28 protein-coding genes are annotated in these 22,092 nt (G+C 69.7%); 11 read left to right on the top strand and 17 right to left on the bottom strand.

Going from position 1 to position 22,092, the window contains the following annotated elements:
- Positions 1 to 20: 20 nt before the first annotated feature.
- The 9 genes from JT689_RS02350 to pth2 form a co-directional block, all read right to left on the bottom strand.
- Entirely contained in the window at positions 21 to 260 is a 240-nt protein-coding gene (locus JT689_RS02350) for a DUF3194 domain-containing protein (protein WP_010902128.1), read from the bottom strand.
- Between the two features lie 6 nt (positions 261 to 266).
- Positions 267 to 644, bottom strand: a complete 378-nt coding sequence (locus tag JT689_RS02355) for a prefoldin subunit beta (protein WP_010902129.1) — start codon at positions 642 to 644, stop codon at positions 267 to 269.
- 123 nt (positions 645 to 767) lie between these two features.
- A complete protein-coding gene (locus JT689_RS02360) occupies positions 768 to 1,025 on the bottom strand; it encodes a KEOPS complex subunit Pcc1 (protein WP_012289126.1) in 258 nt (85 codons plus the stop codon).
- A 5-nt stretch (positions 1,026 to 1,030) separates the two neighbouring features.
- The gene (locus JT689_RS02365) at positions 1,031 to 1,165 is read right to left on the bottom strand and encodes a DNA-directed RNA polymerase subunit P (RefSeq protein WP_010902130.1); all 135 of its coding nucleotides are present in this window, start codon (positions 1,163 to 1,165) and stop codon (positions 1,031 to 1,033) included.
- Between the two features lie 8 nt (positions 1,166 to 1,173).
- The gene (locus tag JT689_RS02370; protein WP_012289127.1) at positions 1,174 to 1,461 is read right to left on the bottom strand and encodes a 50S ribosomal protein L37ae; all 288 of its coding nucleotides are present in this window, start codon (positions 1,459 to 1,461) and stop codon (positions 1,174 to 1,176) included.
- 137 nt (positions 1,462 to 1,598) lie between these two features.
- Positions 1,599 to 1,802 carry a hypothetical protein gene (locus JT689_RS02375; RefSeq protein ID WP_205251405.1) on the bottom strand — a complete coding sequence of 68 codons (204 nt, stop codon included), beginning with the start codon at positions 1,800 to 1,802 and terminating at the stop codon, positions 1,599 to 1,601.
- A gap of 83 nt (positions 1,803 to 1,885) precedes the next feature.
- Positions 1,886 to 2,608, bottom strand: coding sequence for a DUF2103 domain-containing protein (locus JT689_RS02380; protein WP_205251406.1), 723 nt, complete (start codon positions 2,606 to 2,608; stop codon positions 1,886 to 1,888).
- Positions 2,609 to 2,660: 52 nt separating this feature from the next.
- Positions 2,661 to 3,965, bottom strand: coding sequence for a tRNA pseudouridine(13) synthase TruD (truD, locus tag JT689_RS02385; protein WP_205251407.1), 1,305 nt, complete (start codon positions 3,963 to 3,965; stop codon positions 2,661 to 2,663).
- Positions 3,965 to 4,303, bottom strand: coding sequence for a peptidyl-tRNA hydrolase Pth2 (gene pth2 / locus JT689_RS02390; RefSeq protein ID WP_205251408.1), 339 nt, complete (start codon positions 4,301 to 4,303; stop codon positions 3,965 to 3,967). Before pth2 ends, truD begins: the two co-directional genes overlap by 1 nt.
- Before the next feature lie 83 nt (positions 4,304 to 4,386).
- On the opposite strand from pth2, the gene JT689_RS02395 reads away from it, so the two are divergent.
- The 3 genes from JT689_RS02395 to JT689_RS02405 are packed head-to-tail and all read left to right on the top strand — an operon-like array spanning position 4,387 to position 6,527.
- A complete protein-coding gene (locus tag JT689_RS02395; RefSeq protein ID WP_205251409.1) occupies positions 4,387 to 5,001 on the top strand; it encodes a YIP1 family protein in 615 nt (204 codons plus the stop codon).
- A 33-nt stretch (positions 5,002 to 5,034) separates the two neighbouring features.
- A complete protein-coding gene (dcd, locus tag JT689_RS02400; protein WP_010902137.1) occupies positions 5,035 to 5,622 on the top strand; it encodes a dCTP deaminase in 588 nt (195 codons plus the stop codon).
- Positions 5,619 to 6,527 (top strand): thiamine-phosphate synthase family protein, encoded by a 909-nt coding sequence (locus JT689_RS02405; protein WP_010902138.1) that lies wholly within the window; start codon positions 5,619 to 5,621, stop codon positions 6,525 to 6,527. The genes dcd and JT689_RS02405 overlap by 4 nt, the downstream gene beginning before the upstream one ends.
- Here the strand turns inward: JT689_RS02405 and JT689_RS02410 are convergent.
- From JT689_RS02410 to JT689_RS02435, 6 genes are all read right to left on the bottom strand, one after another.
- A complete protein-coding gene (locus JT689_RS02410) occupies positions 6,519 to 7,283 on the bottom strand; it encodes a hypothetical protein (protein WP_010902139.1) in 765 nt (254 codons plus the stop codon). The genes JT689_RS02405 and JT689_RS02410 overlap by 9 nt on opposite strands.
- 2 nt (positions 7,284 to 7,285) lie before the next feature.
- A complete protein-coding gene (locus JT689_RS02415) occupies positions 7,286 to 9,718 on the bottom strand; it encodes a DUF5059 domain-containing protein (RefSeq protein WP_205251410.1) in 2,433 nt (810 codons plus the stop codon).
- Between the two features lie 81 nt (positions 9,719 to 9,799).
- Positions 9,800 to 10,549 (bottom strand): 4-phosphopantoate--beta-alanine ligase, encoded by a 750-nt coding sequence (locus JT689_RS02420; protein ID WP_205251411.1) that lies wholly within the window; start codon positions 10,547 to 10,549, stop codon positions 9,800 to 9,802.
- A 39-nt stretch (positions 10,550 to 10,588) separates the two neighbouring features.
- Positions 10,589 to 11,428, bottom strand: coding sequence for a sugar kinase (locus JT689_RS02425; RefSeq protein WP_205251412.1), 840 nt, complete (start codon positions 11,426 to 11,428; stop codon positions 10,589 to 10,591).
- A 55-nt stretch (positions 11,429 to 11,483) separates the two neighbouring features.
- Positions 11,484 to 12,194, bottom strand: a complete 711-nt coding sequence (locus JT689_RS02430; protein WP_205251413.1) for a phosphoglycerol geranylgeranyltransferase — start codon at positions 12,192 to 12,194, stop codon at positions 11,484 to 11,486.
- Positions 12,195 to 12,295: 101 nt separating this feature from the next.
- Positions 12,296 to 13,267 carry a transcription initiation factor IIB gene (locus JT689_RS02435; RefSeq protein ID WP_010902144.1) on the bottom strand — a complete coding sequence of 324 codons (972 nt, stop codon included), beginning with the start codon at positions 13,265 to 13,267 and terminating at the stop codon, positions 12,296 to 12,298.
- 181 nt (positions 13,268 to 13,448) lie between these two features.
- On the opposite strand from JT689_RS02435, the gene rnhA reads away from it, so the two are divergent.
- Both rnhA and JT689_RS02445 read left to right on the top strand, forming a co-directional pair.
- The gene (gene rnhA, locus JT689_RS02440) at positions 13,449 to 14,048 is read left to right on the top strand and encodes a ribonuclease HI (protein WP_205251414.1); all 600 of its coding nucleotides are present in this window, start codon (positions 13,449 to 13,451) and stop codon (positions 14,046 to 14,048) included.
- Complete coding sequence (locus JT689_RS02445) at positions 14,041 to 14,592, top strand: rnhA operon protein (RefSeq protein ID WP_205251415.1); 552 nt, start codon at positions 14,041 to 14,043, stop codon at positions 14,590 to 14,592. Before rnhA ends, JT689_RS02445 begins: the two co-directional genes overlap by 8 nt.
- 56 nt (positions 14,593 to 14,648) lie before the next feature.
- Here JT689_RS02445 and JT689_RS02450 read toward each other — a convergent pair whose 3' ends face one another.
- Positions 14,649 to 14,999 (bottom strand): PadR family transcriptional regulator, encoded by a 351-nt coding sequence (locus JT689_RS02450; protein ID WP_205251416.1) that lies wholly within the window; start codon positions 14,997 to 14,999, stop codon positions 14,649 to 14,651.
- A gap of 111 nt (positions 15,000 to 15,110) precedes the next feature.
- Here JT689_RS02450 and JT689_RS02455 point away from each other — a divergent pair, with 111 nt between their 5' ends.
- The 3 genes from JT689_RS02455 to JT689_RS02465 all read left to right on the top strand — a co-directional run bounded on the left by JT689_RS02455 (position 15,111) and on the right by JT689_RS02465 (position 18,435).
- A complete protein-coding gene (locus tag JT689_RS02455) occupies positions 15,111 to 15,644 on the top strand; it encodes an inorganic diphosphatase (RefSeq protein ID WP_010902148.1) in 534 nt (177 codons plus the stop codon).
- A gap of 261 nt (positions 15,645 to 15,905) precedes the next feature.
- Entirely contained in the window at positions 15,906 to 17,021 is a 1,116-nt protein-coding gene (locus JT689_RS02460) for a bifunctional oligoribonuclease/PAP phosphatase NrnA (protein WP_205251417.1), read from the top strand.
- 55 nt (positions 17,022 to 17,076) lie between these two features.
- Positions 17,077 to 18,435 (top strand): alkaline phosphatase family protein, encoded by a 1,359-nt coding sequence (locus JT689_RS02465; RefSeq protein ID WP_010902151.1) that lies wholly within the window; start codon positions 17,077 to 17,079, stop codon positions 18,433 to 18,435.
- 16 nt (positions 18,436 to 18,451) lie between these two features.
- Here the strand turns inward: JT689_RS02465 and JT689_RS02470 are convergent, their stop codons facing one another.
- Positions 18,452 to 19,525, bottom strand: a complete 1,074-nt coding sequence (locus tag JT689_RS02470; RefSeq protein ID WP_010902152.1) for a tubulin/FtsZ family protein — start codon at positions 19,523 to 19,525, stop codon at positions 18,452 to 18,454.
- A 121-nt stretch (positions 19,526 to 19,646) separates the two neighbouring features.
- On the opposite strand from JT689_RS02470, the gene JT689_RS02475 reads away from it, so the two are divergent.
- From JT689_RS02475 to JT689_RS02485, 3 genes are read left to right on the top strand one after another with little or no spacing between them, the layout of a single operon-like run.
- Positions 19,647 to 20,078: a DUF5791 family protein gene (locus JT689_RS02475; protein WP_205251418.1), complete on the top strand. Its 432-nt coding sequence runs from the start codon at positions 19,647 to 19,649 to the stop codon at positions 20,076 to 20,078.
- Complete coding sequence (locus JT689_RS02480) at positions 20,078 to 20,971, top strand: SDR family oxidoreductase (RefSeq protein WP_205251419.1); 894 nt, start codon at positions 20,078 to 20,080, stop codon at positions 20,969 to 20,971. The genes JT689_RS02475 and JT689_RS02480 overlap by 1 nt, the downstream gene beginning before the upstream one ends.
- A gap of 20 nt (positions 20,972 to 20,991) precedes the next feature.
- Positions 20,992 to 22,080 carry an aldo/keto reductase gene (locus JT689_RS02485; RefSeq protein ID WP_205251420.1) on the top strand — a complete coding sequence of 363 codons (1,089 nt, stop codon included), beginning with the start codon at positions 20,992 to 20,994 and terminating at the stop codon, positions 22,078 to 22,080.
- Positions 22,081 to 22,092: the final 12 nt, after the last annotated feature.

The raw sequence follows: 22,092 nt of genomic DNA on the forward strand, positions 1-22,092 counted from the left end.
CGGCGAGAAGTTCTCCCCGCCTACTCGTCGGCGAACAGGTCGTCGACGGCTGCTTGCGCGGCGAGCGCGCCGTCGTCCGCGACCTGCTCGACGTCCGCGTCGGCGTCCGGTGCCCGGACGTAGATGTCCACGTCCAGGACGCCGTCCTCGAACGTCACCGTGATATCGAGGTCGTCCACGTCGCTGGTCCGCAGCCGGTCGAGGACGAGCCCCTCGGCGGCTTCGGCGGCCGTCTCCACGACCTCCTCATCGTTCGGCATCGGTCGTTACGCGCCCGGACCGCCGCCCATCGCGCCGCCCGCACCGCCGAGCATGTCCTGCAGCTCCTCCTGGAGGCTCTCGAACTGCTCCTGCACGCGGTCCTCCTGCTTCTGGAGGGTTTCGACGCGCACTTCCAGGTCGCTGACCTTCTCGTCGAGGTCGTCGTGGGCGTTGTCGTACTCCGTTTCCACGAGCAACTCGCCGACCTCACGGTACATCGTGGTCGACTCCTCGATGTCGCCGAGCGCGTCCAGGGCCGTTTCGGCCTCGGACAGCTGCTGTTCGGCCTGCTGTTTCTGCGTGGCGACGTTCTGCGCTTTCTCCTGCAGATCCTGGAGCTGCTCGAGTTTCTCCTGCGCTTCCGGTGGTAGGTTACCCTGCATACGTATCCGGTTGCGCGCCCAACGGAAAAACCCCCGCTTTGTGGTTGCACACCGGACCTGGGGGTGTGACAGCCCGAGCCGCCGGATCGGATGGGGTTCGCGGGTCCCACGCTACGCCCCGAATCAGGGTCCGGCCGCGGACGGAGCGGCCGCTCGTTCGGCCACCTCGACGAGCGTCAGCCACGTGTTCTGGCCGGCACGCAGCGCCGTCAGGTCGGTGGCGTCGACGACCACGGTCACCGTCGCGCCGTCGCGGCTGACCGTCGCCCGGCTGCGCTCGCCGTCGATGTCGCCCGCCGACACGGCGACGCTGCTGGCGACGATGGACGCAACCGCCGTCGAATCGTACCGGAAAACGAGCTCCGTCGAGTGCGACGGCACGTCGGTTACTGGACGCTGACTTCCTTCACGTCCCGGCTGCGCTCTTTCAACAGCACACGGTGCCCGCAGTACGGGCACCGCACGCCGCCGTATTCGTCGAGTTCGACGTCGCGCTTGCACCGCGAACACTTATACGACATCTGAACTGTTACTCGCTGTTGCTGTCGCCGGTTTCACCCAGGGCGGTCCGGATCGAGCGCGTGACCGTCTTGCCGCTGGGCGTCTGGGGCTGGTAGGCACCGCCGGCGTACTTGTAGCCGCATTTCCCGCACTGCCAGATGCCGGTCCCCTCGCGGGAGACGGCCTCGGACCCACAGTCCGGGCAGGCGTGGTCTTCGTTCATCGTGCCCTCGATGTCGGAGACGCGGCGGCGCGAGACGCGCCCGTAGCGCGCACCGAACCGGCCGGCGCTCCCGGTGGAGCTCTGGTTAGCCATAGTGCCAGCGTCTACCGCCGTCGCGTACATAAACGCTACGAGTTGTGTGCCCGAGTCGAGGGCACAGGAACGCGAGCGGGGAGCGTAGCGACCCGTGAGCCGTCAGTCGCGTGTCCGACCGAAGGGAGGACACTGACTCAACGAGCGCGGAGCGACCAGCCCCGGTCCGCGAACACGGTCGCCGCGAGTCGACCGAGAATCACGACCGGGAGAACCAACACGAGGAGCAATGCGAGGAAGCCAATTGCATTTATCGGCGGATTGTCGGCGCTCATCGTCTGGATGAATATCATGACGACGAACCAGAGCGTCGTCAGCTGGATTGTCTTCGAGTCGATCATGGGGACAACAGCCGGTCTGCCGGAGCGCACAAACTGTTTCCGGTTTCGTCGGCCACCCGCGTCGGCAGGACCGACCTCCGTCCTCACTCGCGGAGTGATTCGTCTTCGAGCGCGTCGTTGAGATCGGTGCGAACGCGCTCGCCGGTGTCGCGGCTCATCGCCGTGGTGACCACGCGGTTCTCCTGGACGCTTGAGCCGTCCCGCACGAGCAGCCGGAGGTTGCCGTTGGTGTCGGCGCGCGTGACCTTCGCGCGGACGCCAGTGCGGGAGCCCGAGCCGCCGGCGTCGATGGGGCCGGGAATGACCTTCTTGACGTTCGGGTGGCCCGCAACCGTGCGGATGGCTTGCTGGCCGTCGCGGTCGCCGATGAGCGTCGAGTGGCGGCCACCGATCTTCTCCCGGACGGGCTTCTCGACGACGTCCAGGGCGCGGTCACCGCGGCGATCCAGCACCGACGCCACGGGGTCGTCGGGCTCGACGCGGTAGACGTCGTGGTGGAGATCCGCGCGCACCGCCCGGATCACCTCGTGAGCGCCCGCGACGAAGACGTCCTCCGGGCGCTTCCTGCGGATCTCGTCCGCGATGCGTCCGGCGAAGTTCCGCAGCTCGATGACGCCGGTCTCGTCGCCGTCCTCGGGCACGGTCGTGATGTCGGTGCGGCCGACGACGTCCTCGTCGGTCAGAAACGTCAGCGTCGCCCGGTCGCGCCCGCAGTCAGCCACCACCGCGTCGCAGTTCTCGGTCCGGCACACCAGGCAGTAGTCGCCCGGTTTATCCAGTGGCGTGCCACACCGCGAACAGTCCATGCCCGATGGGACGCGGCGCGACCGCAAAAACCCGGTGTTTCAGCCACCCCGCTCAGAGGGCCAGCGGGCTGGGTTTCAGGAACTCCCGCAGGACGACCGTGGCGTAGCTGCCGGAGGGCAGCGCGAACTCGAAGGCCAGCGGGTCGTGGCTGACCGTGAGATCCGGCCGGAGGAGTATCGCGCGGCGACTGCCCGCCGAGTCGAACTCGCCGGGTAGGTCGAAGTCCTCGGGCGCGAGGTCGAGGTCGTCGAGGACACCCCGAGTGATCTCCCCGGGGTCGCCGTCCGCGAACTCGGTGTCGGTGCCCACGAGCGGCGCGGTGACGAACGCGCGGCCGCGCTCGCAGTGCCGCGCCATCACGTCCACCCGGGAGTCGGTGACCCGCTGCTGGCGTGCGGCGTCGGGCTGGGCGACGGCGGCGTCGGCGTCGCTGTCCGCGAACCACACCACGTCGCCCGCGACCGGCTCGCCGAACGGCAGCCCGCGCGCCATGCGCTCCGAGACGATTCGGTTGAAGACGTACGACTGGGCGGCGTGCACGAACAGCTGCTGGAGGTTCGACGGGAACGTCTCGACGGCGTCCCGGAAGCTCCCGCCGTCGGCCAGCTCGTGCAGCATGGTGCGCTCGTAGCGCAGGCGCTGTGGGAACTCCGCGAGCGCACCCGTCCAGTCCCGCGTTTCCGCGACGTACTCGCGGGCGCGCTGGGAGTCCGCGGGTTCGTGCTCGGTGGGCGCGCCCAGGTACGCCATGGCGGCCGCCTCCCAGTCGTCGCGCAGGATGGCGAGCCCGACCTCGTGGGTGACCGGGCGCTTGCTCCCGAAGCGCTGTTGGCCGAAGTAGTTGGGCGTGCCGACGGTTCCGCCGCCGAACGCCGCCAACTCGTCGGCGACGGCGGCGGCCCGCTCGGGGGCGTCGGGGTCCCGCACCACGATCTCGAAGGCGTTGCCGGCGAGATCCCCGAACTCCAGGCCGCGGCCCGCCCGCCCGACGACCTCGATGTCGGCGTTCCGGATCTCCGGCACCTGGGCGGCGTCCAGATCGCGGACGGCGAACAGCTGAGTGGTGACCGCGTGGCGGTCCTTGGTGCCCGCCCACCGCACGCGCTCGCGGCTCATCCCGACGGTGTTGGCGAGTTCGCGGGCGAAGTCGTTGGTGTCCCACTCGTGGAGGGTCGCACGCACCACGAGCCACGGGTAGTCGCCGGTCGGCGCGTCCGCCGGCTGGGTGTCGAACGCTTCGAGTTCGCGCACGCGGAAGTCCGCCGGGGAGTCCCGCAGCCGGCCGCCAGTGCCGTCGCTGTCGCTCGCGTAGTACGCCATCCCGACGGCGCGCTCGATGGGGTGTGCCTCGCGCATCAGAACAACGAGAGGTCGCCCGTGATCCGGTCGACGTCGGCGTCGGGCGCGGGCCCGATGGCGAGCGCCGTCGGCGTCCCCGGCTCCAGTTGGGTGCGGCCGGCGTCCGAGATGAGCCCCGTGGGCAGCCCGGCGCGCTTGGCTTCCTCGGAGCGCTCGTAGAGCTCGCGCTCGCTGCCGACTTTCACCACGACCTTCGTCTGCCCCTCGTCTTTCCACCGGCGGACGGCGCGATCGTCGGTGTACTCGTAGGCGTTCAGCGAGGCGTGGGCGACCTGCGCGGCGAGCTTTCCCTGCCCCATTCCGATGTCCGTGCGGGCGGCGATGACCTGTTTCATGGCCGGACGGACGGCCGGCTCCGGCATAGCCCTGGCTACTCGCGGCCGAAACCACTACGTCGGTCCACCCTGCAGCATTCGGCATGGCTCCCCGCACGCCCTTCCTCCACCCCCGCGAGTATTTCAACCAGCACGGCTTCGACCTGCGGCCGGCGGCCGTCGTCGCCGGCGTCGCGGCGCTCTCGCTCGCGCTCGTGCTCATCGGCTTCGGCGTCCTGCTCTCGAACAAACTCGCCGCCGCCGGCGGAGCCGACGCCGCCAGCACCATCTGGCCCCTCGTCGGGGCGTCCATCGTCGGCCTCGTGTTGGCGCTGGCGGTGGGGTGGGTGCTGATCGCGGGCGTCCTCCACGTGTTCGCGCGCGCTGTCGTCGGCCACGACGGCCGGTTCACGGAGACGTTTGCGATCGTGGGGTGGGGGACCGCGCCGACGGCGCTGACCGGACTGGCACTGTTCGTGGCGCTCGCGGTCGCCGTCGACGGCGCAACCGTGTCCTCGCCGGCGCTGTTCCTCGAACAGTTCCAGGCGACCCTCCAGCGGACCAGCGCCGTCCGGACCGCGATCTCGTTCGCGGTGGCGGGCTGGCAGACGTACCTCTACGCCCACGGTCTCGCGGTGGCCTTCGACGACGACTCGGAAGCACCGTGGCTGGCGGGCGGCGTGATCGCCTACGGCAGCTGGCTGTTGACCCTGTTCTGAAACCTTTAGGCATCCCGAGCACACTGTTCGGGTATGATACTCTCCGACCAGGACATTCTCGCACGCCTGGCGGACGGTGACCTCGCCATCGAGCCCCTGGAGGACGTCGACCTCCAGGTGCAGCCGGCGAGCGTCGACGTCCGTCTTGGCCGGCGGTTCCTGGAGTTCGAGCGCGCCAACGTCCCCTGCATCCATCCGAACCGCGAGGACGAAGTCGATGAGTACGTCACCGAGACCGTCGTCGAGGACGGCGACGAGTTCATCCTCCACCCCGGGGATTTCGTGCTCGGCACCACCAAAGAGCGCGTGGAGGTGCCCCGGGACCTGGTTGCGCAGGTCGAGGGGCGGTCCTCGTTGGGCCGCCTCGCCGTGGTGGTCCACGCCACGGCCGGTTTCATCGACCCCGGGTTCAACGGGCGGGTGACGCTTGAACTCTCGAACCTCGGGAAGGTGCCGGTGGCACTCACCCCCGAGATGCGCATCAGCCAGCTCGTGTTCACGGAACTCACCAGCCCCGCCGACCGGCCGTACGGCGACGAGCGCGGGTCGAAATACCAGGACCAGGACGGCCCACAGGCCTCCCGCATCCGGGGGGACCGCGAGTTCGGGGGGACACAATGAAGTTCATCGAGGAGGTCGTCGTCGAGGAGTTCCTGCCGACGTTCCGGTCGCTGCTGGCGGCCGACCTGCGGGAGCGCGGGCTCACCCAACACGAGGTCGCTGAACTGCTCGGGGTCAGCCAGTCAGCGGTCTCGAAATACGCCCACGGCGACGTGACCACCGACGACGAGATCGCCGCCGACGACCGCGTCCAGGAACTCGTCGAGCGCACCGGCAGCGGGCTCGCAACCGGCAACGTCTCCCAGGTGCAGGCGCTCGTGGAGGCCGAGGTTCTCGTGCGGGAGCTGTCCACGAGCAGCGACATCCTGGCCGAGCGCCATGAGGCCGCCAATCCCGCGCTGGCCGACTACGACGGCGACTTCACCGTTCACGACGCGGACAGCGAGGTGCGGGTGCGCGAGCACGTGTTGTCGTCGGTGCGCCGTGGGGTGCGCATGCTCGAACGCACCAGCGGCTTCGCCACCCAGATCCCGGCGGTCGGCGCGAACCTCGTGGAGTGTACGCCCGAGGCGGACACCGTCGAGGACGTGGCCGGCGTGCCGGGCCGGGTGCTGGACGTGATGGGACGCACCGAGATCCCAGCGGAGCCCGAGTTCGGCGTGAGCGCGTACGTCGCAACGGTGTTGTTGGACGCGCGCGCCGCCGGTGTGGACGCCCACGCCGCGCTCAACATCGCGTACAGTGCGGACACGGTCGCCGCGCTCGCGGACGCAGGCTACGCCGTGGTCGAGTTCGAGCCGGAGGGAGAGTCGACGACCGACGACCACCACATCCGGGACGCGGTCCGGGACGCCGACGCCGTGGACGTGCTCTATCAGACCGGTGGCTACGGCGTCGAACCGATCGTCTACGTGCTCGCGGAGAACGCGCCGGACGCGGTGCGGATGGCCCGCGGCCTACTCTGAGGCCGCCGTCGCGAGCCCCGCCGGACCGCCGGACGGCTGCACGTCGATGCGGTCGCCGATCGGCGCGAACGCGGGCGCGTCGACGGCGTGGGTGGCGAGCAGCGCAACCGCAACCGGAAGGGTCACTGCGCCGCGGTCACCCGTGGATTCGGCGGCGAACCGCCACCCGCCGTCGGTGCACGTGATGCTACTGGCGAGGTCCGCGGCGGCGACGGTCGCAAGCGCTTCGCCCGGCGTGGCGTCGGTGGTCACGAAGTCGACGCGGTCGGCGGCGTCGCTGAGGATCGCCTCCTGGGCCGCCGGCGCGAGGTGTTCGTCCAGGGCGTCGGCGGCACAGGACAACAACACCATCGAGAGATCGTCGACGTCGGTGGTCGCCTCCGCGGCGGCGAAATACCCGTCGAGCACGGCGCGCTCGGCGGCGTCGCGGTCGGCCGCTGACAGCGCCTCGAACACCGCGCCGACGATGTCGTGGCAGATGTCCGAGCGGTCCGGGCCGTCGGTCGGCGACGGCACGGGCGCGCCGTGGACGACCAGGTCGTATTGGGGGGCCCAGGGGTCGTATCGCGCCAGCGTCTCCCGGTACGCGGTCGCCAGCGAGAGCGCGTCGGCTGCCGTGTCGCGGTCGGCGAACCGAAGCCCCGCCACGGGGAACGGTTGCTCGCCGGTCCGCGCACACGCAACGACGAATCTGCCGTCCGACTCCGCGAGGCCTTCCAGCCGGTCGCGGATGGTAGCGAGGTCGGTTCCAACCATTGTCACTCCTCGACGACGATCGTGCCTTCCATCCCGAGGTTCTTGTGGGGGATGCAGTAGTACTCGTGCTCGCCGGTGGTTTCGAACGTGTGGACGTACGATTCGCCCTCGGTGACCGCGCCCTTGCCGTTCGCCCAGCCGGTCTTGGCCGCGTCCTGGCTGTCGAAGCCGCCGGACGCCCAGTACGTTGCGTCCGCAGGGATGTCGTCCTCGTAGGCCGTGACCGAGTGCGCCTCGCCGTCGGCGTGTGTCCACGCGACGGTGTCCCCGGCGGACACGGTGAGTTCCGCGGGATCGTACGCGACCGCGTTCATGTCGATCACGTGGTCGGCGTCATCGGGGACGCCGGAGACGACGTTCGGCCCGCCGCTCAGCTCGGGCTGGGAGTCGCCTTCGCTACTGGATGCGGCGTCGCCGACCGGGGCCGCGCTGGCGTCGCCCGCCACCGCGAACTGCGCCCGCAGGGACGCCCGCCGCACCACGGAGACGTCGCCGGTCCCGGACTCCAGGCCGCTGGCGTACGTTTCGAACGACGACTCGAACGCCTCGTAGGCGTCGTGGTCGGCCTCCTCCAGCGGTTCGTGTGCGCGCGCTCCCTCGAAGTCACGGAGCGCGCCCCGAGCCACGGCCGCCGCCGCCGCCGTGAGGTCGCCGCCCGCGTTCCCGATCACGTCGTAGACCGCGGTCCTGGACTGCGCGCCGAAGCCGGTCGCGGCGTCGAACACGCTCCCGCCGTCGCTCGCCGTCGAGGACACGCCCACCAGCGCCTCCTCGAAGGCGTGGTAGGTTTCCTCGTTGCTGGCTTCGACGGCCTCGTGGAACCCGCCCGCGCCGCCCTCGAAGTAGGCCATCGCGTCGTCGGCGATCGTCGCCGCGCGCGTCCGGTCGTCCAGCGCCGCCACGCCGGCGGCGTCGAACGCGCGGGCGGTGATGGTGACCGATTCGCCGCCTGCAACCCGCGCGGTCGGCGCGATCTGCGCCGCGAACTCCGCGAGCGCGGATCGCGCGCCGTCGAGGTGCGTCGTCACTGCGTCGTCGTTGCCGTTCCGCATCGCCGCCGGCAGCGCGCCCACGTGTTCGTCCTCGAACGTCTCGTAGAGGGATTCGCTGGTGGATTCGAGGGTCTCGTGTGCGCCCAGCTCGTCGCGCTCGAAGCGCTTGAACATGGCTTCGACGCTCGCGGCGGCGCGCTCGGCGTTGCCGCGCTGGTACTGCTCGCGGGCGTCGCCGAGCAGCGCGCGGAGGAACCCGGTCTCCAGGATGACCGCTTCGGTGTCCGTGGTCAGCGCCTTGATGCCGGCGACCAGGTTGGTGTCGACCTGCGAGAGCGCATCCGAAACGCCGCTGCCGGCGGTGATCGCTTCCTGGAGCGCTTCCACGCCGCCCTCGAAGCCCTCGTAGGCGTCGTGGTCGGTCTCTTCGAGGGGTTCGTGGGCGGCCGCGCCTTCGAAGTCTTCGAGCACGCTGATCGCCATCGATGCGGCCGCGTCCGACGCGCCGGCGTCGGCGACCCACGCGGCGTCCTGGGCGCGCGCCCGGTACGCCGACAGCACGGCGGCGTGCCCGAAGTCCGACGACGGGCCACCCATCGCGTTGAGCGCGGCGGCGTCGTACGCGCGGGACTGGAGGCTAGCGATGTGGCCCGCTTCGGTGCCGGCGGTGTCGGCGATCGCGTACGCACCGTCGACGGCCGCCGACACGGCGGTGGCGGCGGCGGAGTTCGCGTCGTCGGCGTTGCCGCGCTGTCCGGCCGACAGGGTGTCCCCGAGCCCGCTCTCGAAGGACTCGTAGGCGTCCGTGGCTGCGGACTCCATGGCCTCGTGGGCGGGCGCGGTTTCGAACGCCGAGAGGGCGGTGTTGGCGGCGACCGCGGCGGCGTCGGCCTGACCGGCGGCGGCGAGCGCGCGCGCGGTCGCGGCGTGGTCGGCGAACGCCAGCGCGTCCAGGGCGTGCATCGCGGTCTCCCCGACGAGGCGCTGTTGGGCGTCCCGCAGGTTCGCGGCGGCGGATTCGGCCTGCTCGATCGCACTGGCGCTGTCTCCCTCCCTGAGCGCGTCCCGGACGCCGATCGCGGCCTGCTCGAAGCCCTCGTAGGCGCTCTCGCTGGTCGTTTCGAGGGTTTCGTGGGCACCGTGTTCGCCGCCGGCGTTCTCGAAGTCCTGTTCGAACGTGGTGGCGGCGAGCTGTGCGCCCACGTCGGACGCGCCGTGTGCGCCCAGCGCGGCGGCGTCCGCGAGGCGCGCGCGGTAGACGTTCCACTGGGCGGCCACGGCGGCGTCGACGCCGACGTCGTCGCCTCCGTCGTTACCGCTGCCGGCGTCGGCCGCCGTCGTCGCGTCGCCGTCGGTCGTGCCTCCCGAGTCGCTGCAGCCGGCGAGTCCGACTGCGGCGAGTGCTGCCCCCGTTGCCTGTAGGAATTCTCGTCGTCGCTGCATAGGGTTTAGGGCAACCTAAAGATTCAAAAGACGTTCGGTTTTCGGCTCACCAAAAATAGTGTACGTCAGCGCGCTCTCACCCTACGCGCCACCACTCATACCGCCCCTGATTCGCTCCTCTGCCGCCCGTAGGGCGGCCTCCCGGTCGAACTCTTGGATGCACTCCTCACGGGCATCACCCTCCGCTGCTGACAGATCACGCGCGTGTGCTGTGATGTTCGGCACCGCCCGCACCACGTTGTCGATGATCGGCACCGACGCCGCCTGCGCGGACCGCGACAGCGGGTTCAGGTCGATCACCAGCTCCGTCTTCCCCATCTCGGCCAGCGCCGCCGCCCGATCCCCGTCCTCCAAGGGCACCAACACCACGTCGGCGTCGTAGATCCCGTCGCTGTCGACGGTCGCGCGCTCGTGGTCCAACCCCGGGATCCGCGCGTCCGCCTTCGTCCCCAACACCCCACTCGCGCCGTGCTCGCGCAAGTGGTCCGCGATCCGCTCGACGCGCTCCTCGGTCCGATTGAACAGGTTCACCGCCAGATCCGCGCCGGTCGCCGCCGCCAACGCCACGAGCGCGTCGGGCACGAGCGCGGCCACGTTCCCGTTGACCGACACCACCGGGTGGTCCGCAGTCAACAACTGCGCGGCGGCCGCCCGCTCGGCGGCGTCCGCGCTGGGGATCGTTTCCTCGCCCAACAGGTAGTCGTACGCCTCCCCGCGGCCCTGCGCGATCAACCCCTGTCGGCTCGTGATACCGTCGTCCACCCCGTCCTCGATCCGGTGGCGGGTCACCAGCGAGTCGTGTCGCGGGTGGTCCTCGGGAATCTCGGTCATACCCCACCAACACCGTTGGCGGGCAAAAATCGCCCGCTCTCACCGCAGCGACGCGCCGCCGTGATGGATCGCACACGACGCCGCGTCGTACCCCGCGTCGCTCAACCCCGTTCCGAGCGCGAACACCGTCCGCCCGAGCATCGCCATCGCGGCCTCACCGCCAGCCGCCTGGACCGCCGCGATGGCGTCCGCGACCGCCGCATCCACCAACCCCGCCGCCCGCGCGAACCGCCGCGACGCCGCGACGAACTCGGCCACCGTCGGATCCGCGCGCAGGGCCGCCAGCGCGTCCGCACCGGCCGCCGACAGCGCGTCCGTCTCCCCACCGATCACGTCACTGGTCGACAGCCCGCCGAACGACACGTACTCGATGCGCCCGCTCGCCGGCACCCCGTCCAGGCTGCCGTGGGGCGGCGCTCCCGGCTCCACCCGAACGGGAAGCCCACCGCGCGCCTGCGCCACCACGTCGCCGAGCCCCGTGCCCGCCTCGGCGTCGGCCACGTGGGCCACCTGCACCAACTCGTTCTCCGAGCACCCACACCCGAACACCTCGTTGGCCGCCAACGCCGCCGCCAGCGCGGTCGCACCCGACACGCCGAACCCCGCACCCAGCGGCAGCGGCGTCTCCGCGGTCACGCGCGCGGTCACGCCAAGCGCATCGAGGACGCCCCGCACGCTCGCGATCTCCGTCGGCGTTCCGTTCAACACCACGCCCGTGTTCTCGGCCCGCGTCACCGTGACGGTGACGCCCGCAGAGAGCGCGACTCCCGCACCCCGAGACCCCGACGCGACCGCCGCCTCGGTCGCGCCCGCGTCCACGCTGAAAAACCCCGTCACGTGCCCCGGCGCGAACGCGACCGCCGACTCACCGTCGCTCATTGCACCGCTCTCGGCGACGCGGCACTGTAAGCATTACAGTCTCGGCACGCGCCCCTCACTCCTCGGCCTGCGCGTCCCGAACCCCCGATACGGTCTCTCTGACGGCGTCCACCCCGGCCTCGTGTACCAGATCCCCGACCACGATCGTGTCCGCGTGTGCGCCCATCCGGTACGCCGCGTCGTAGCCGTCGATCCCACCACCATAGAACACGGCCGCGTCGTCGACCCCGCCGGCGGCCGCCTCGACCACCGCCGGATCCCCCAGCGTCCCCGAATACTCCACGTACACGACCTCCTGGCCGAGCAACCGCTCAGCCACGGTGGCGTACGCCCCCACCTCGTCGGCGTCCAACCCGCAGTCCGCGCCGGTGTACTCGGCCACGCTCGCGTCGGGGTTCATCACGATGTACGCCTCCGTCGTGGTGCGCTCCCAGTCGAGGTCCGCGATCCGCACCCACTCCTTGTGCGCACCCGTGATCCAGAACGGATCCCCGGCGTTCAACACCACCGGCACGAGATAGCCGTCCAGGGCCTCGTCCTCGACGACGACGGCGGGGTTCGACGGCTCCTGATACAGCGGCACCTCGTGTGTCCGACACGCGTCGATGACGCGGCGCATCTTCTCGGTGGTCACGTCGAGTGTTCCGCCGATCTCGATCGCGTCCGTGCCCGTCTGCGCGACGTCGTCGAACGTCTCACCGTCCACCAGCGACTTGTCCGGATCGATCTTGAGGACGTGATCCCAGTCCGCCCACGGCGCAGTCATATCTACGGCGTTCCCGTGGCGTCCGCAAAACCCCTTCGATGCGCCCATTCACCTCCGAAACGGCGGAAAACGGGGCCACGTGGGCGGCCCACGGCCAGGGCTCAGCCGTGAATACCCATCGCTTCGATCTGCTCCTGGTAGCGGTTCCGGATGGTGACCTCCGTCACCTGCGCGACGTCGGCGACCTCGCGTTGGGTCTTCTTCTCGTTGCACAGCAGGCTCGCGGCGTAGATGGCTGCGGCCGCGTATCCGGTGGGTGACTTCCCCGAGAGCAGTCCCTCCTCGGCGGTCGTTTCGATGATCTCGTTGGCTTTCGATTGGACCTCCTCGGTGAGTTCGAGTTCAGAACAGAACCGCGGCACGTACTTCTTCGGATCGACCGGCTTCATCTCCAGGCCGAGCTCCTGGGAGATATACCGATACGTGCGCCCGATCTCCTTGCGCTCGACCCGGGATACCTCCGAGATCTCTTCGAGGCTGCGCGGAATGCCTTCCTTCCGGCAGGCCGCGTACAGCGCGCTCGTGGCGACGCCCTCGATGGATCGACCCCGGATCAGGTCCTCTTTGAGCGCGCGCCGGTAGATGACTGATGCGACTTCCCGCACCGACCGGGGCACGCCGAGCGCCGACGCCATCCGGTCGATCTCCGAGAGCGCGAACTGGAGGTTGCGCTCGCCGGCGTCTTTCGTTCGGATTCGTTCCTGCCATTTCCGCAGTCGGTGCATCTGCGAACGTTTCTTCGAGGAGATAGAGCGGCCGTAGGCGTCCTTGTCCTTCCAGTCGATCGTCGTGGTCAGTCCCTTGTCGTGCATCGTCTGGGTCGTCGGCGCGCCGACGCGGGACTTCTCCTGTCGCTCCTGGTGGTTGAACGCCCGCCACTCCGGACCGGGATCGATCTGCTCTTCTTCGACGACGAGGCCACAGTCGTTGCAGACCAATTCCGCGCGGTCCGAACTCTTCACGAGGTTATCCGAGCCACACTCCGGGCACTCCCGCACCCCCTCCTCGGAGTCCTCCTCCTCCTCCTGCTTTGCCGCCGTTTCTCGCTCCCGCTGGCGGGTGGACCGTGTCATCGCATTTTTATATTAGTGTCGCGCACACTCATAAACCCATTGGCAGTATTGAGCGGTCTTCAATCCAACACAATACCACGCGGTTGTCGGCGAGAACCACCGGCTCAGCCGCGTTTCCCCGCGCCAGGCACGCCGCCCCGAACAGTAACCCATAAACGGGACGCGGGGTGACCTGACTTCAATGCCAGTCGTCGAGTGCGACATCCAGACAGCCCGCGCGGCGTTGGCCGACGCCGGCGCATCGTTCAGCGACGGGAACTCCGAGCACGAACTGTGGCACGCCGACCTCGGGGACGCCCACGCCGTCGCCTACGCGGACAAACTCGTCGTCCAGGGGGGGTCGCCCACTGACATCACGGCCGTCGTCCAACCCGACCGCGGCGGCCGCGTGCACGCCTACTTCGACGGCGCAAGCCGCGGGAACCCCGGCCCCGCCGCGGTCGGCTGGGTGCTCGTCTCCGGCGCCGGCGGCATCGTCGCCGAGGGCGGCGACACCATCGGCCGCGCTACCAACAACCAGGCCGAATACGACGCCCTGATCGCCGCCCTGGAAGCCGCCGCCGACTTCGGGTTCGACGACATCGAACTACGGGGGGACTCCCAGCTCGTCGAGAAACAGCTCACCGGCGCGTGGGACACCAACGACCCCGACCTCAGGCGGAAACGAGTGCGCGCCCGCGAACTCCTCACGGGGTTCGACGACTGGTCGATCACCCACGTGCCACGGGCGACCAACGAGCGCGCCGACGCCCTCGCCAACGAGGCCCTCGACGATGCCTGAGCTGCCAGCCGACGCGGCCGCCGAGGCACAGCGACTCACGCGGCTCGCCCGCGACGCCACCGACCCCGCCGCCGCCGACGCCTACCGCGACCGCCGCGACGAACTGCTCGCCGACCACGGCTTCCTCGCGCGGGTCCGTGACGCCGACGCGACGCTGGTCTGCTATCCCACCGACTGGCTCACCGACGGCACCGTCCACCCCGGCGACATCGACGACCCCGACCGCGCCGTCGAACGCTCGCTCGCCGGCGGCGGCGAACAGGGCGACTACGAGCACGCCGCCGCCCGCAACGCCGCCATCGTCGACCGCGTTGCGGCCGCCCACGACGACGTGCACGCCCAGAACGCGGCCGCGTTCGCGGCGTTCATGAACAACCACTATGCGCGCCCCATGGACACCGCGACCGACGCGGAGCGCACGCGGTTCCGCGAGGAGTTCTTCCCCCGGAACGCGTGGCCCAGCGCCGATCAGCGCGACGCCATCGAGGCGTCGCTTGCGATCATCGACGACATCGCAGCCACCACCGACGAGGACACGCCGTAACGCCGCTGCTGGGGGTGTGGTGTGTGCTGGAAAAACTGCCTGGGGATGCCCAGTCCTCAGTCGTCGGCGACGATGGTCTCGACGCGCTCGCGGCGGTCGGCGTCGGCGACGAACTTCGAGAGCGTCCATTCGAGGTCGTCGACGACCGCGTCGAAGCCCTCGTTGGTGAGCGCGTACTCGTTGGTCCGTTTGTCCAACTCGGACTTCTCGACGAGGCCCTTGTTGACGAGATCGTCGAGGTTCGGGTACAGACGGCCGTGGTTGACCTCCTCGCCGTAGTACTCTTCGAGTTCGCGCTTGATTGCGAGACCGTATCGGGCTTCCTCGCCGAGGACGGTCAGGATGTTCTTCTGGAACGCGGTCAGGTCACGTGCGTCACTCCGTGTATCGGGTTGCGCCTCTGACATAGCTGAAGTGAAGTGGCCCGGACATTTAAACACTTCTCACCTGACTCCCCGTTTCGCGGCCGAACGGCGATACGAAAACCCTTTTTCGGCGCGCCCCACACCTCCAACAGCATGGCAAACCTCTGGGAAGACCTCGAAACCGGACCCGACGCTCCGGACGTCATCTACGCCGTCGTGGAGTGTCTCAAAGGCGAGCGGAACAAATACGAATACGACAAAGACATCCCGGGCGTGGTGCTTGACCGCGTGCTGCACTCGAACGTCCATTACCCGTCGGATTACGGGTTCATCCCGCAGTCGTACTACGACGACGGCGATCCCTTCGACGTGCTCGTGCTCGTCGAAGACCAGACGTTCCCCGGCTGCGTCATCGAAGCGCGCCCGGTCGCGCTGATGGAGATGGACGACGACGGCGAGCAGGACGACAAGGTCATCGCCGTCCCCGAGGAGGACCCCCGCTACGACGATGTCGAGGACGTCGACGACCTCACCGACCAGCAGAAAGCCGAGATCGCGGAGTTCTTCGAGACGTACAAGAACCTCGAAGCGGACAAGGAGACGGCGGTGCTCGGTTGGGGCGACGCGCAGGCCGCCAAAGACGCCATCGAGCACGCTCAAGACCTCTACGACGAGCAGTTCGCGTAACGCCACCCCCGGCGTATTATTCCGGCGCATCTCCCTCCCAGCGCGGATTTGTCAAGCGCATGGACGATTACTTGAGGCGTGCAGCCGTACGTTCAGTCGCAATGAGCACTGACACTCCCACGGTCGGCGTCGACCATCCCACGGTCGTCCCACTGAACTTCGACGCTGACGCCGCGGACACCGCCGACGCCGACGCGGACACCGATCACACCCACTGACCCGGGATAAGCTACTTAACGGTTCGCGGTGACTCTCGCCCACATGCTCCCTGAGGTGGGCCTCCTCGCGCCACGCTCCCTGGCAGTGCTCGCCGGCGTCGCCGCCGCCGTCGGCGGGACCGGCGCATACGTCGTCCGTCTCCTGATCCGCCGCCGGCGGGCGGCCACCACCACCAACGACGACTACGCGCGGCTCCGCGACGCCATCGCCTCCGTCGAATCCGTCGCGTTCGTCGTCCCCGAGAACCCCAGCGTCGACGCGCTCGCCGCCGCAACCGGGCTCTGTGACCTCTGCGAAGAATGGGGTGTCACGGGACGCGTGTTCGCCGAAGGCGACGTCACCAGCGACGACGCCAAAGCCTTCTGCAACCTCTTCGACCTCACGCTCGGCATCGCCGACGACCCACTCGACGACTACGACGGCGCCGTCGCGGTCGGCGGCGGCGGCACCGTTCCGTCGTTCGCCAACCAGCCGCCGGTCGTCGCGGTGATCCGCCACCGCCCCGCGGCCGTCGACCACCCACTCGTCATCACCGGCAGCGACGCCGGTGCGACCGCGACCATCGTCTCCCGGTTCTTCGAGCGCGCCAACCACACCCCCGACCAGGACGTCGCAACCGCCCTCCAGCACGGCATCCGAGCCGCCACCCGGGAGTTCCGCCGCGTCCGGTCGGCCGACGACTTTCGGGCGGCGACGTTCCTCGAAGAGTTCGTCGACCAGGGCACCATCGACACGCTGCGCGCCCCCGGCATGAGCGGGGAGACCTTCGACGTGATCGGGGCGGCCATCGAGAACCGCGAACGCCGCGCCAGCTTCGCGGTCACGAACGTCGGGTCCGTCCCCGCAGTCAGCGCCCTCGAGGAGGCCGCCGACACCCTGTTGCGCCTCGACGGCGTGTCGTCGGCGGCCGCCTTCGGCGTCCACGAGGACACCGTCGTGACGGCGTGTCGCGCCGACGACGTGCGCACGAGCGCCATGGACGTGTTGGCGTCGGCGTTCGACCACCCCGAGGGCCTCGGCGGGGACACCGACACCGCCACCGCGCGCGTCCCACTCGGCCTGTTCAGTCGCGTCAGCGCCGACCGCAGGGCGACCCTCGACGACCTCATCGACGCCAGCACCCGGAAAGCGTTGTTCTCGGCGTTCGAACACGCGTAGCCGCCGTTCGTCCCTGGAAACCAACGTTTTAGTGGCGGAGCGGAGACGGTTCGGTATGGGTCTGTTCGACCGACTTCGCGGAAGCGACGCTGGCCGGGTTGCGTTCGTTGGTATCGACGGCGTGCCGTTCAGCCTCATCCGCGATCATCCCGATACGTTCCCGAACCTCCACGACGCGATGGCCGCGGGGTCGGGCGGCGCTATCGAGAGCATCGTTCCCCCGGAGTCCAGCGCCTGCTGGCCCTCGCTGACGACCGGCGTCAACCCCGGCGAAACCGGCGTCTACGGCTTCCAAGACCGCGAAACCGGGAGCTACGAGACGTACGTCCCCATGGGACAGGACGTGCAGGCGACCCGCGTCTGGGATCGCGTCACCGACGCCGGCCGCGACGCCACCGTGATGAACGTCCCGGTGACGTTCCCGCCCCAGCGCAACGTCCAGCGCATGAGCTCGGGGTTCCTCTCCCCGGACATCGAGAAGGCCGCCCACCCCCCCGAGTTCGCGGACGCCCTCGAAGCCACCGACTACCGCATCGACGTGAACGCGAAACTCGGCCACGACGACGACAAAGCCGCGTTCATCGAGGACGCCCACGAGACCATCGACGCCCGCCAGGAGGCGTTCCTGGAGTACATCGACGCCGACGACTGGGACCTCTTTTTCGGCGTGTTCATGTCCACGGACCGCGTCAACCACTTCCTGTTCAAGGACTACGAGGAACACGGCGACAACGAGGCGGCGTTCTTCGAGTTCTACGAGAAAGTGGACCGCTACATCGGCGAGATCCGGGCGGCGATCGCCGACGACGTGACCCTCGTGGTCGCCTCCGATCACGGGTTCACCAGCGAGGACTACGAAGTCCACTTGAACTCGTGGCTCGCCGACCAGGGCTGGCTGTCCTTCGACAGCCCCGATCCGGAGGGGCTCGGCGACATCAGCGACGACACGCAGGTGTACTCGTTCATCCCCGGGCGGTTCTACCTCAACCGCGAGGGCCGCGAGCCCCGCGGGAGCGTCGCCGCCGACGACGCCGACGCGGTGCTTGCGGAAGTCAGCGACGCGCTGACCGCGCTCGAATCGCCGGACGGCCGGCAGGTCGTCGATCGTGTCGTCGAGGGCGACGCCGTCTTCGACGGCGACCACGACGCCATCGCGCCGGACCTGGTCGCCATCCCGAACCACGGCTTCGACCTCAAAGCCGGGTTCTCGACGCCCGGCGACGTGTTCCGCCACGGCCCCCGCAACGGCATGCACTCCTTCGAGAACGCGACGCTGGTCACCGACGCCCCCGACGTGTCGATCCCGTCGTCGACGAACCTCTACGACATCGCGCCGACGCTGCTTGACCTCATGGACGTCCAGTACGACAGCCGCGAGTTCGACGGCGACACCCTCGTGACTGCCGACGACTGACCGTCGCTGTCCGCGATCAGATCAGGTCGTCGAGTTCGTCCGCCTGGAAGTTCTCCGTCTCCTGTTCGGCCTCGACCTCCTTGCTTGCCTCCTTGGCCCGGTCCATGAACTCCTGGAGGCGCTGGCTCCGGGAGATCCCCGCGAGCAACACCAGCACCGCGATCTTATCCGAGTCCAAGGGGAAATCACCGCCCCGCACTTGCATGCTGCGGGTCTCGTCTTCGACCCACGTCCGCGCCTTCTCGACGCCCTTCCGGGAGACGCGCTCGCTTTCCCCCGCGGCGACCACCAGCGCCGCGCCGGCCTCCGTGGTCTGTGGCACGCTCATTCCCGACAGCAAGGCCTTGCGCGCCGTCGAGGTGATGGTGTTGATGTTCTCCCCGGCGTCGGCGGCCGCCTCGGCGGACGCGAACCCGATCGCGGACATCTCCCCGGACTGCAGCGTGTTGATCACCTCACTGGAGTCCACGACGCTCTCGCCGACGCCCTCGATGTTCTCCCCGGCCGCCAGCAGGATGCCCACGCGTCTGGCGATCCGGCTGTTGATCTCGTCGAACGCCTCGGTGACGCTGTCCCCGGTCGACCGCCACGCGTCGTTGTCCACGAGCAGCGTGGAGTCGGCCTCCCTGACGAGCGTCTTCAGCGACCGGCCGGCGTTCGCCTGATAGATGCCGCCCTCGTCACGGCCGGGCAGGATCCCCAGCGCGTAGACGGGGATCTCGTAGACGCGCTGGAGTTCTTTCACCAACACCGGCGCGCCCCCCGATCCGGTGCCGCCGCCCAGCCCCGCGATCACGAAGATCGCTTCGGTGTGTGGATCAACGACCCCGTCCAGCCCGCCCATGACCTCCCGGACGTCGTTGGTCATCACCTCCGCGCCGAGTTCGTTGTCGGCACCGACGCCGTGTCCTTTGACGCGCTCCTGACCGATCAGCATCGTGTCGATGTCCAGCCCTTCCAGATCCGTCTTCGCGGTGTTGACGGCGAGCGTTCCGCGAACGGCACCGTACTCCGCGCGCTGGTCCTCGGCGAGGAGGGCTTCGGTCACCTTACCGCCGGCCTGACCGACGCCGATGAGGGCGGCCTTCATATGTCACGGGATTCACGGCATCCGTATCAACGTTGTGCCCGCAGGTGACATGTGTGGCCGCAACACACGACCTGACACCGGGAGCGCAGTGTCCTTGACCCTCGGGGTCGTACCGGCGTGCGTGTTCACCGACGAGATCCAGACGCCCGCGGAGACGACCGCCGACGCGGTCCGGGCGCAGTACGAGGCAACGCTCGCCGACGTCATCGAAACCGTCGGCTCGGACGCCGTCGCCGCCCACGCCGACATCGACGCCGACACGATCGCCGCGCTCGCAGCCGGCGATTCGCCCACGCTGACGGTCACCGAGGCGGCCGACATCCTGGCCGCCAGCGACGACTACCCGCCCGCGGACACCCTCCAGGCCGAACTCCAGGACCACGTGATGTTGCAGATGAGTTCCGCCGTGCTCGACGTGGACGCGCTGGCGCGCGGCCTCGACGGCGACCACGACGCCAAACCCCTCCAGCAGAAACTGGAGGGCCGCCAGCCCATGACCCTCGCGGAGTACGCGCGCATCCACCGCTACGTCGCCGCCCAGAACCCCTACTGATGCGGGTCGCAATCCTGGGCTGTGGCTACGTTGGGTGCGCGCTCGCGCGCCGCCTGCTCGCCGCCGGCCACGACGTTGTCGGCGTGTGTCGCTCCCCGGACAGCCTCGACGCGGTCCGGGAGACCGGCGCGACCGCGGTGCGCGCCGACGTCACCGACGCCGCGTCGCTGGCCGCGGTCCCGGACGCCGACGCGGTGGTGTTCGCGGTGTCGTCCGGCGGTCGGGGGGCCGACGCCGCCCGCGAGGTGTACGTCGACGGCCTGCGGACCGTCGTCGAGCAGTTCGGCGGCCGCGACGACCCCCCAGAGCAGCTCGTTTACACGTCCAGCACGGGCGTCTACGGCGACCACGACGGCGACTGGGTGGACGAGGAGACACCCCTCGACCCGACCACCGAGAAGACCGCGGCGCTGGTGGACGCCGAGCGCGTCGCGCTCACCGACGCCCCCGAGCACGGCCTGGACCCCACGGTGGTGCGGTTCGCCGGCCTCTACGGCCCGGACCGGTATCGACTGACCCGGTACCTCGACGGCCCGGTGACGGAGGGCTACCTGAACATGATTCACCGGGACGACGCCGCCGGCGTGGTGGCGTTCGCGCTCACCGACGCCGACGCGGACGTGCTGTTGGCGGTCGACGACGACCCCGTCTCGAAGTGGGCGTTCGCCGACTGGCTCGCCGACGAGGCGGGCGTCCCGCAGCCCGCCAAGCAGACCGTCGCCGAGCGCATCGCCGCCGGCGACCTCTCGACGCCCGCCGAGCGCCGACTGCGCACGAGCAAGCGCTGCTCGAACGACCGCCTCACCGAGCTGGGGTATTCGTTCGCGCATCCGACGTTCCGGTCGGGGTATCAGGCCGCCATCCGGGCGCACGAACGCGGCGAGTACAAGTAACGCCCGGCCGAACTGCCGGCATGGCCACCGCCGACGCGACCTTCCAGTACAAGCAGCGATTCGGCGACGCGACCGCCCGCACCTACTTCCGGCGCGTGGGCGACTGTGCGGTCTCCAGCGTTGGCCTCGGCACGTACCTCGGCGCGCCGACGGCCGCCGTCGACAACGCGCTCTACGAGACGGTGCGCGCCGGTCTCACGGCCGGCGTGAACGTCATCGACACGGCCGTGAACTACCGCCACCAGCGCAGCGAGCGCGTCGTCGGGCGCGCGATCCGGGACAGCGAGATCTCCCGCGACGCCGTGTTCCTCGCGACCAAGGGCGGGTTCGTGCCGTTCGACGGCGCGCAGCCCGACGCCCCCGGCGAGTACGTTCGCCGCGAGTTCGTCGATCGCGGCGTCGTCGACGGCGACGACCTCGCGGCCGGCAGCCACAGCATCGCGCCCGGGTACATCGACGCCATGGTCGACCGGTCGCTGTCGAACCTCGGCGTGGACACCATCGACCTCTACTACGTCCACAACCCCGAAACCCAACTCGACGAGCGCCCCGCGTCGGCGGTCTACGACCACCTGGAAGCCACCTTCGAGCGCCTCGAACAGCGCGTGGCGGCCGGCGACATCACCCACTACGGGGTGGCGACCTGGGAGGCGTTCCGGGTGCCCGCCGATCACGACCACTACCTGGACCTCGGCGAGATAATCTCGCGGGCGCGCGCCGCGGCGAAGACCGTCGGGAACACGGCCACCCACCTGCGCGCCATCCAGGTGCCGTTCAACGTCTACATGGCCGACGCGTTCACCGTCGCCGCCCAGGAGGGCCCCGACGGCCCCCAGAGCGTGCTCTGGTACGCCCACGAGGCCGGCCTGAACGTGTTCACGTCGGCGAGCCTGGGGCAGGGCGAGGTGGTGTCCGGCATCCCCTCGGCGGTCGACACCCAACTGGCGGGGGAGACGCCCGCCCAGCGCGGGGTGAACTTCGCGCGCAGCGCGCCCGGCGTGACCAGCGCGCTGGCCGGCACCACCGACGCCGACCACGTCACGGAGAACGCCGACGCCGGCACGTTCGAGCCGCTGGGCGCGAACGCCTTCGACGCCATCTTCGAGTAGCGGCGCGCGTCG

It is taken from the genome of Halobacterium sp. GSL-19 (assembly GCF_016917855.1).
Lineage (GTDB): Archaea > Halobacteriota > Halobacteria > Halobacteriales > Halobacteriaceae > Halobacterium > Halobacterium salinarum.

Excerpts from the sequence above, each read along its gene's own strand:
- JT689_RS02455 (WP_010902148.1), top strand. The coding sequence starts at position 15,111 with ATGGCAAACCTCTGGGAAGACCTCGAAACCGGACCCGACGCTCCGGAC.
- JT689_RS02375 (WP_205251405.1), bottom strand. The coding sequence starts at position 1,802 with ATGATCGACTCGAAGACAATCCAGCTGACGACGCTCTGGTTCGTCGTC.
- pth2 (WP_205251408.1), bottom strand. The coding sequence starts at position 4,303 with ATGAAACAGGTCATCGCCGCCCGCACGGACATCGGAATGGGGCAGGGA.
- JT689_RS02450 (WP_205251416.1), bottom strand. The coding sequence starts at position 14,999 with ATGTCAGAGGCGCAACCCGATACACGGAGTGACGCACGTGACCTGACC.
- JT689_RS02470 (WP_010902152.1), bottom strand. The coding sequence starts at position 19,525 with ATGAAGGCCGCCCTCATCGGCGTCGGTCAGGCCGGCGGTAAGGTGACC.
- JT689_RS02420 (WP_205251411.1), bottom strand. The coding sequence starts at position 10,549 with ATGACCGAGATTCCCGAGGACCACCCGCGACACGACTCGCTGGTGACC.
- JT689_RS02430 (WP_205251413.1), bottom strand. The coding sequence starts at position 12,194 with ATGACTGCGCCGTGGGCGGACTGGGATCACGTCCTCAAGATCGATCCG.
- JT689_RS02445 (WP_205251415.1), top strand. The coding sequence starts at position 14,041 with ATGCCTGAGCTGCCAGCCGACGCGGCCGCCGAGGCACAGCGACTCACG.
- JT689_RS02480 (WP_205251419.1), top strand. The coding sequence starts at position 20,078 with ATGCGGGTCGCAATCCTGGGCTGTGGCTACGTTGGGTGCGCGCTCGCG.
- rnhA (WP_205251414.1), top strand. The coding sequence starts at position 13,449 with ATGCCAGTCGTCGAGTGCGACATCCAGACAGCCCGCGCGGCGTTGGCC.
- JT689_RS02355 (WP_010902129.1), bottom strand. The coding sequence starts at position 644 with ATGCAGGGTAACCTACCACCGGAAGCGCAGGAGAAACTCGAGCAGCTC.
- JT689_RS02405 (WP_010902138.1), top strand. The coding sequence starts at position 5,619 with ATGAAGTTCATCGAGGAGGTCGTCGTCGAGGAGTTCCTGCCGACGTTC.
- truD (WP_205251407.1), bottom strand. The coding sequence starts at position 3,965 with ATGCGCGAGGCACACCCCATCGAGCGCGCCGTCGGGATGGCGTACTAC.
- JT689_RS02370 (WP_012289127.1), bottom strand. The coding sequence starts at position 1,461 with ATGGCTAACCAGAGCTCCACCGGGAGCGCCGGCCGGTTCGGTGCGCGC.
- JT689_RS02350 (WP_010902128.1), bottom strand. The coding sequence starts at position 260 with ATGCCGAACGATGAGGAGGTCGTGGAGACGGCCGCCGAAGCCGCCGAG.
- JT689_RS02435 (WP_010902144.1), bottom strand. The coding sequence starts at position 13,267 with ATGACACGGTCCACCCGCCAGCGGGAGCGAGAAACGGCGGCAAAGCAG.
- JT689_RS02415 (WP_205251410.1), bottom strand. The coding sequence starts at position 9,718 with ATGCAGCGACGACGAGAATTCCTACAGGCAACGGGGGCAGCACTCGCC.
- JT689_RS02485 (WP_205251420.1), top strand. The coding sequence starts at position 20,992 with ATGGCCACCGCCGACGCGACCTTCCAGTACAAGCAGCGATTCGGCGAC.
- JT689_RS02410 (WP_010902139.1), bottom strand. The coding sequence starts at position 7,283 with ATGGTTGGAACCGACCTCGCTACCATCCGCGACCGGCTGGAAGGCCTC.
- JT689_RS02380 (WP_205251406.1), bottom strand. The coding sequence starts at position 2,608 with ATGGACTGTTCGCGGTGTGGCACGCCACTGGATAAACCGGGCGACTAC.
- dcd (WP_010902137.1), top strand. The coding sequence starts at position 5,035 with ATGATACTCTCCGACCAGGACATTCTCGCACGCCTGGCGGACGGTGAC.
- JT689_RS02395 (WP_205251409.1), top strand. The coding sequence starts at position 4,387 with ATGGCTCCCCGCACGCCCTTCCTCCACCCCCGCGAGTATTTCAACCAG.
- JT689_RS02460 (WP_205251417.1), top strand. The coding sequence starts at position 15,906 with ATGCTCCCTGAGGTGGGCCTCCTCGCGCCACGCTCCCTGGCAGTGCTC.
- JT689_RS02365 (WP_010902130.1), bottom strand. The coding sequence starts at position 1,165 with ATGTCGTATAAGTGTTCGCGGTGCAAGCGCGACGTCGAACTCGACGAA.
- JT689_RS02425 (WP_205251412.1), bottom strand. The coding sequence starts at position 11,428 with ATGAGCGACGGTGAGTCGGCGGTCGCGTTCGCGCCGGGGCACGTGACG.
- JT689_RS02465 (WP_010902151.1), top strand. The coding sequence starts at position 17,077 with ATGGGTCTGTTCGACCGACTTCGCGGAAGCGACGCTGGCCGGGTTGCG.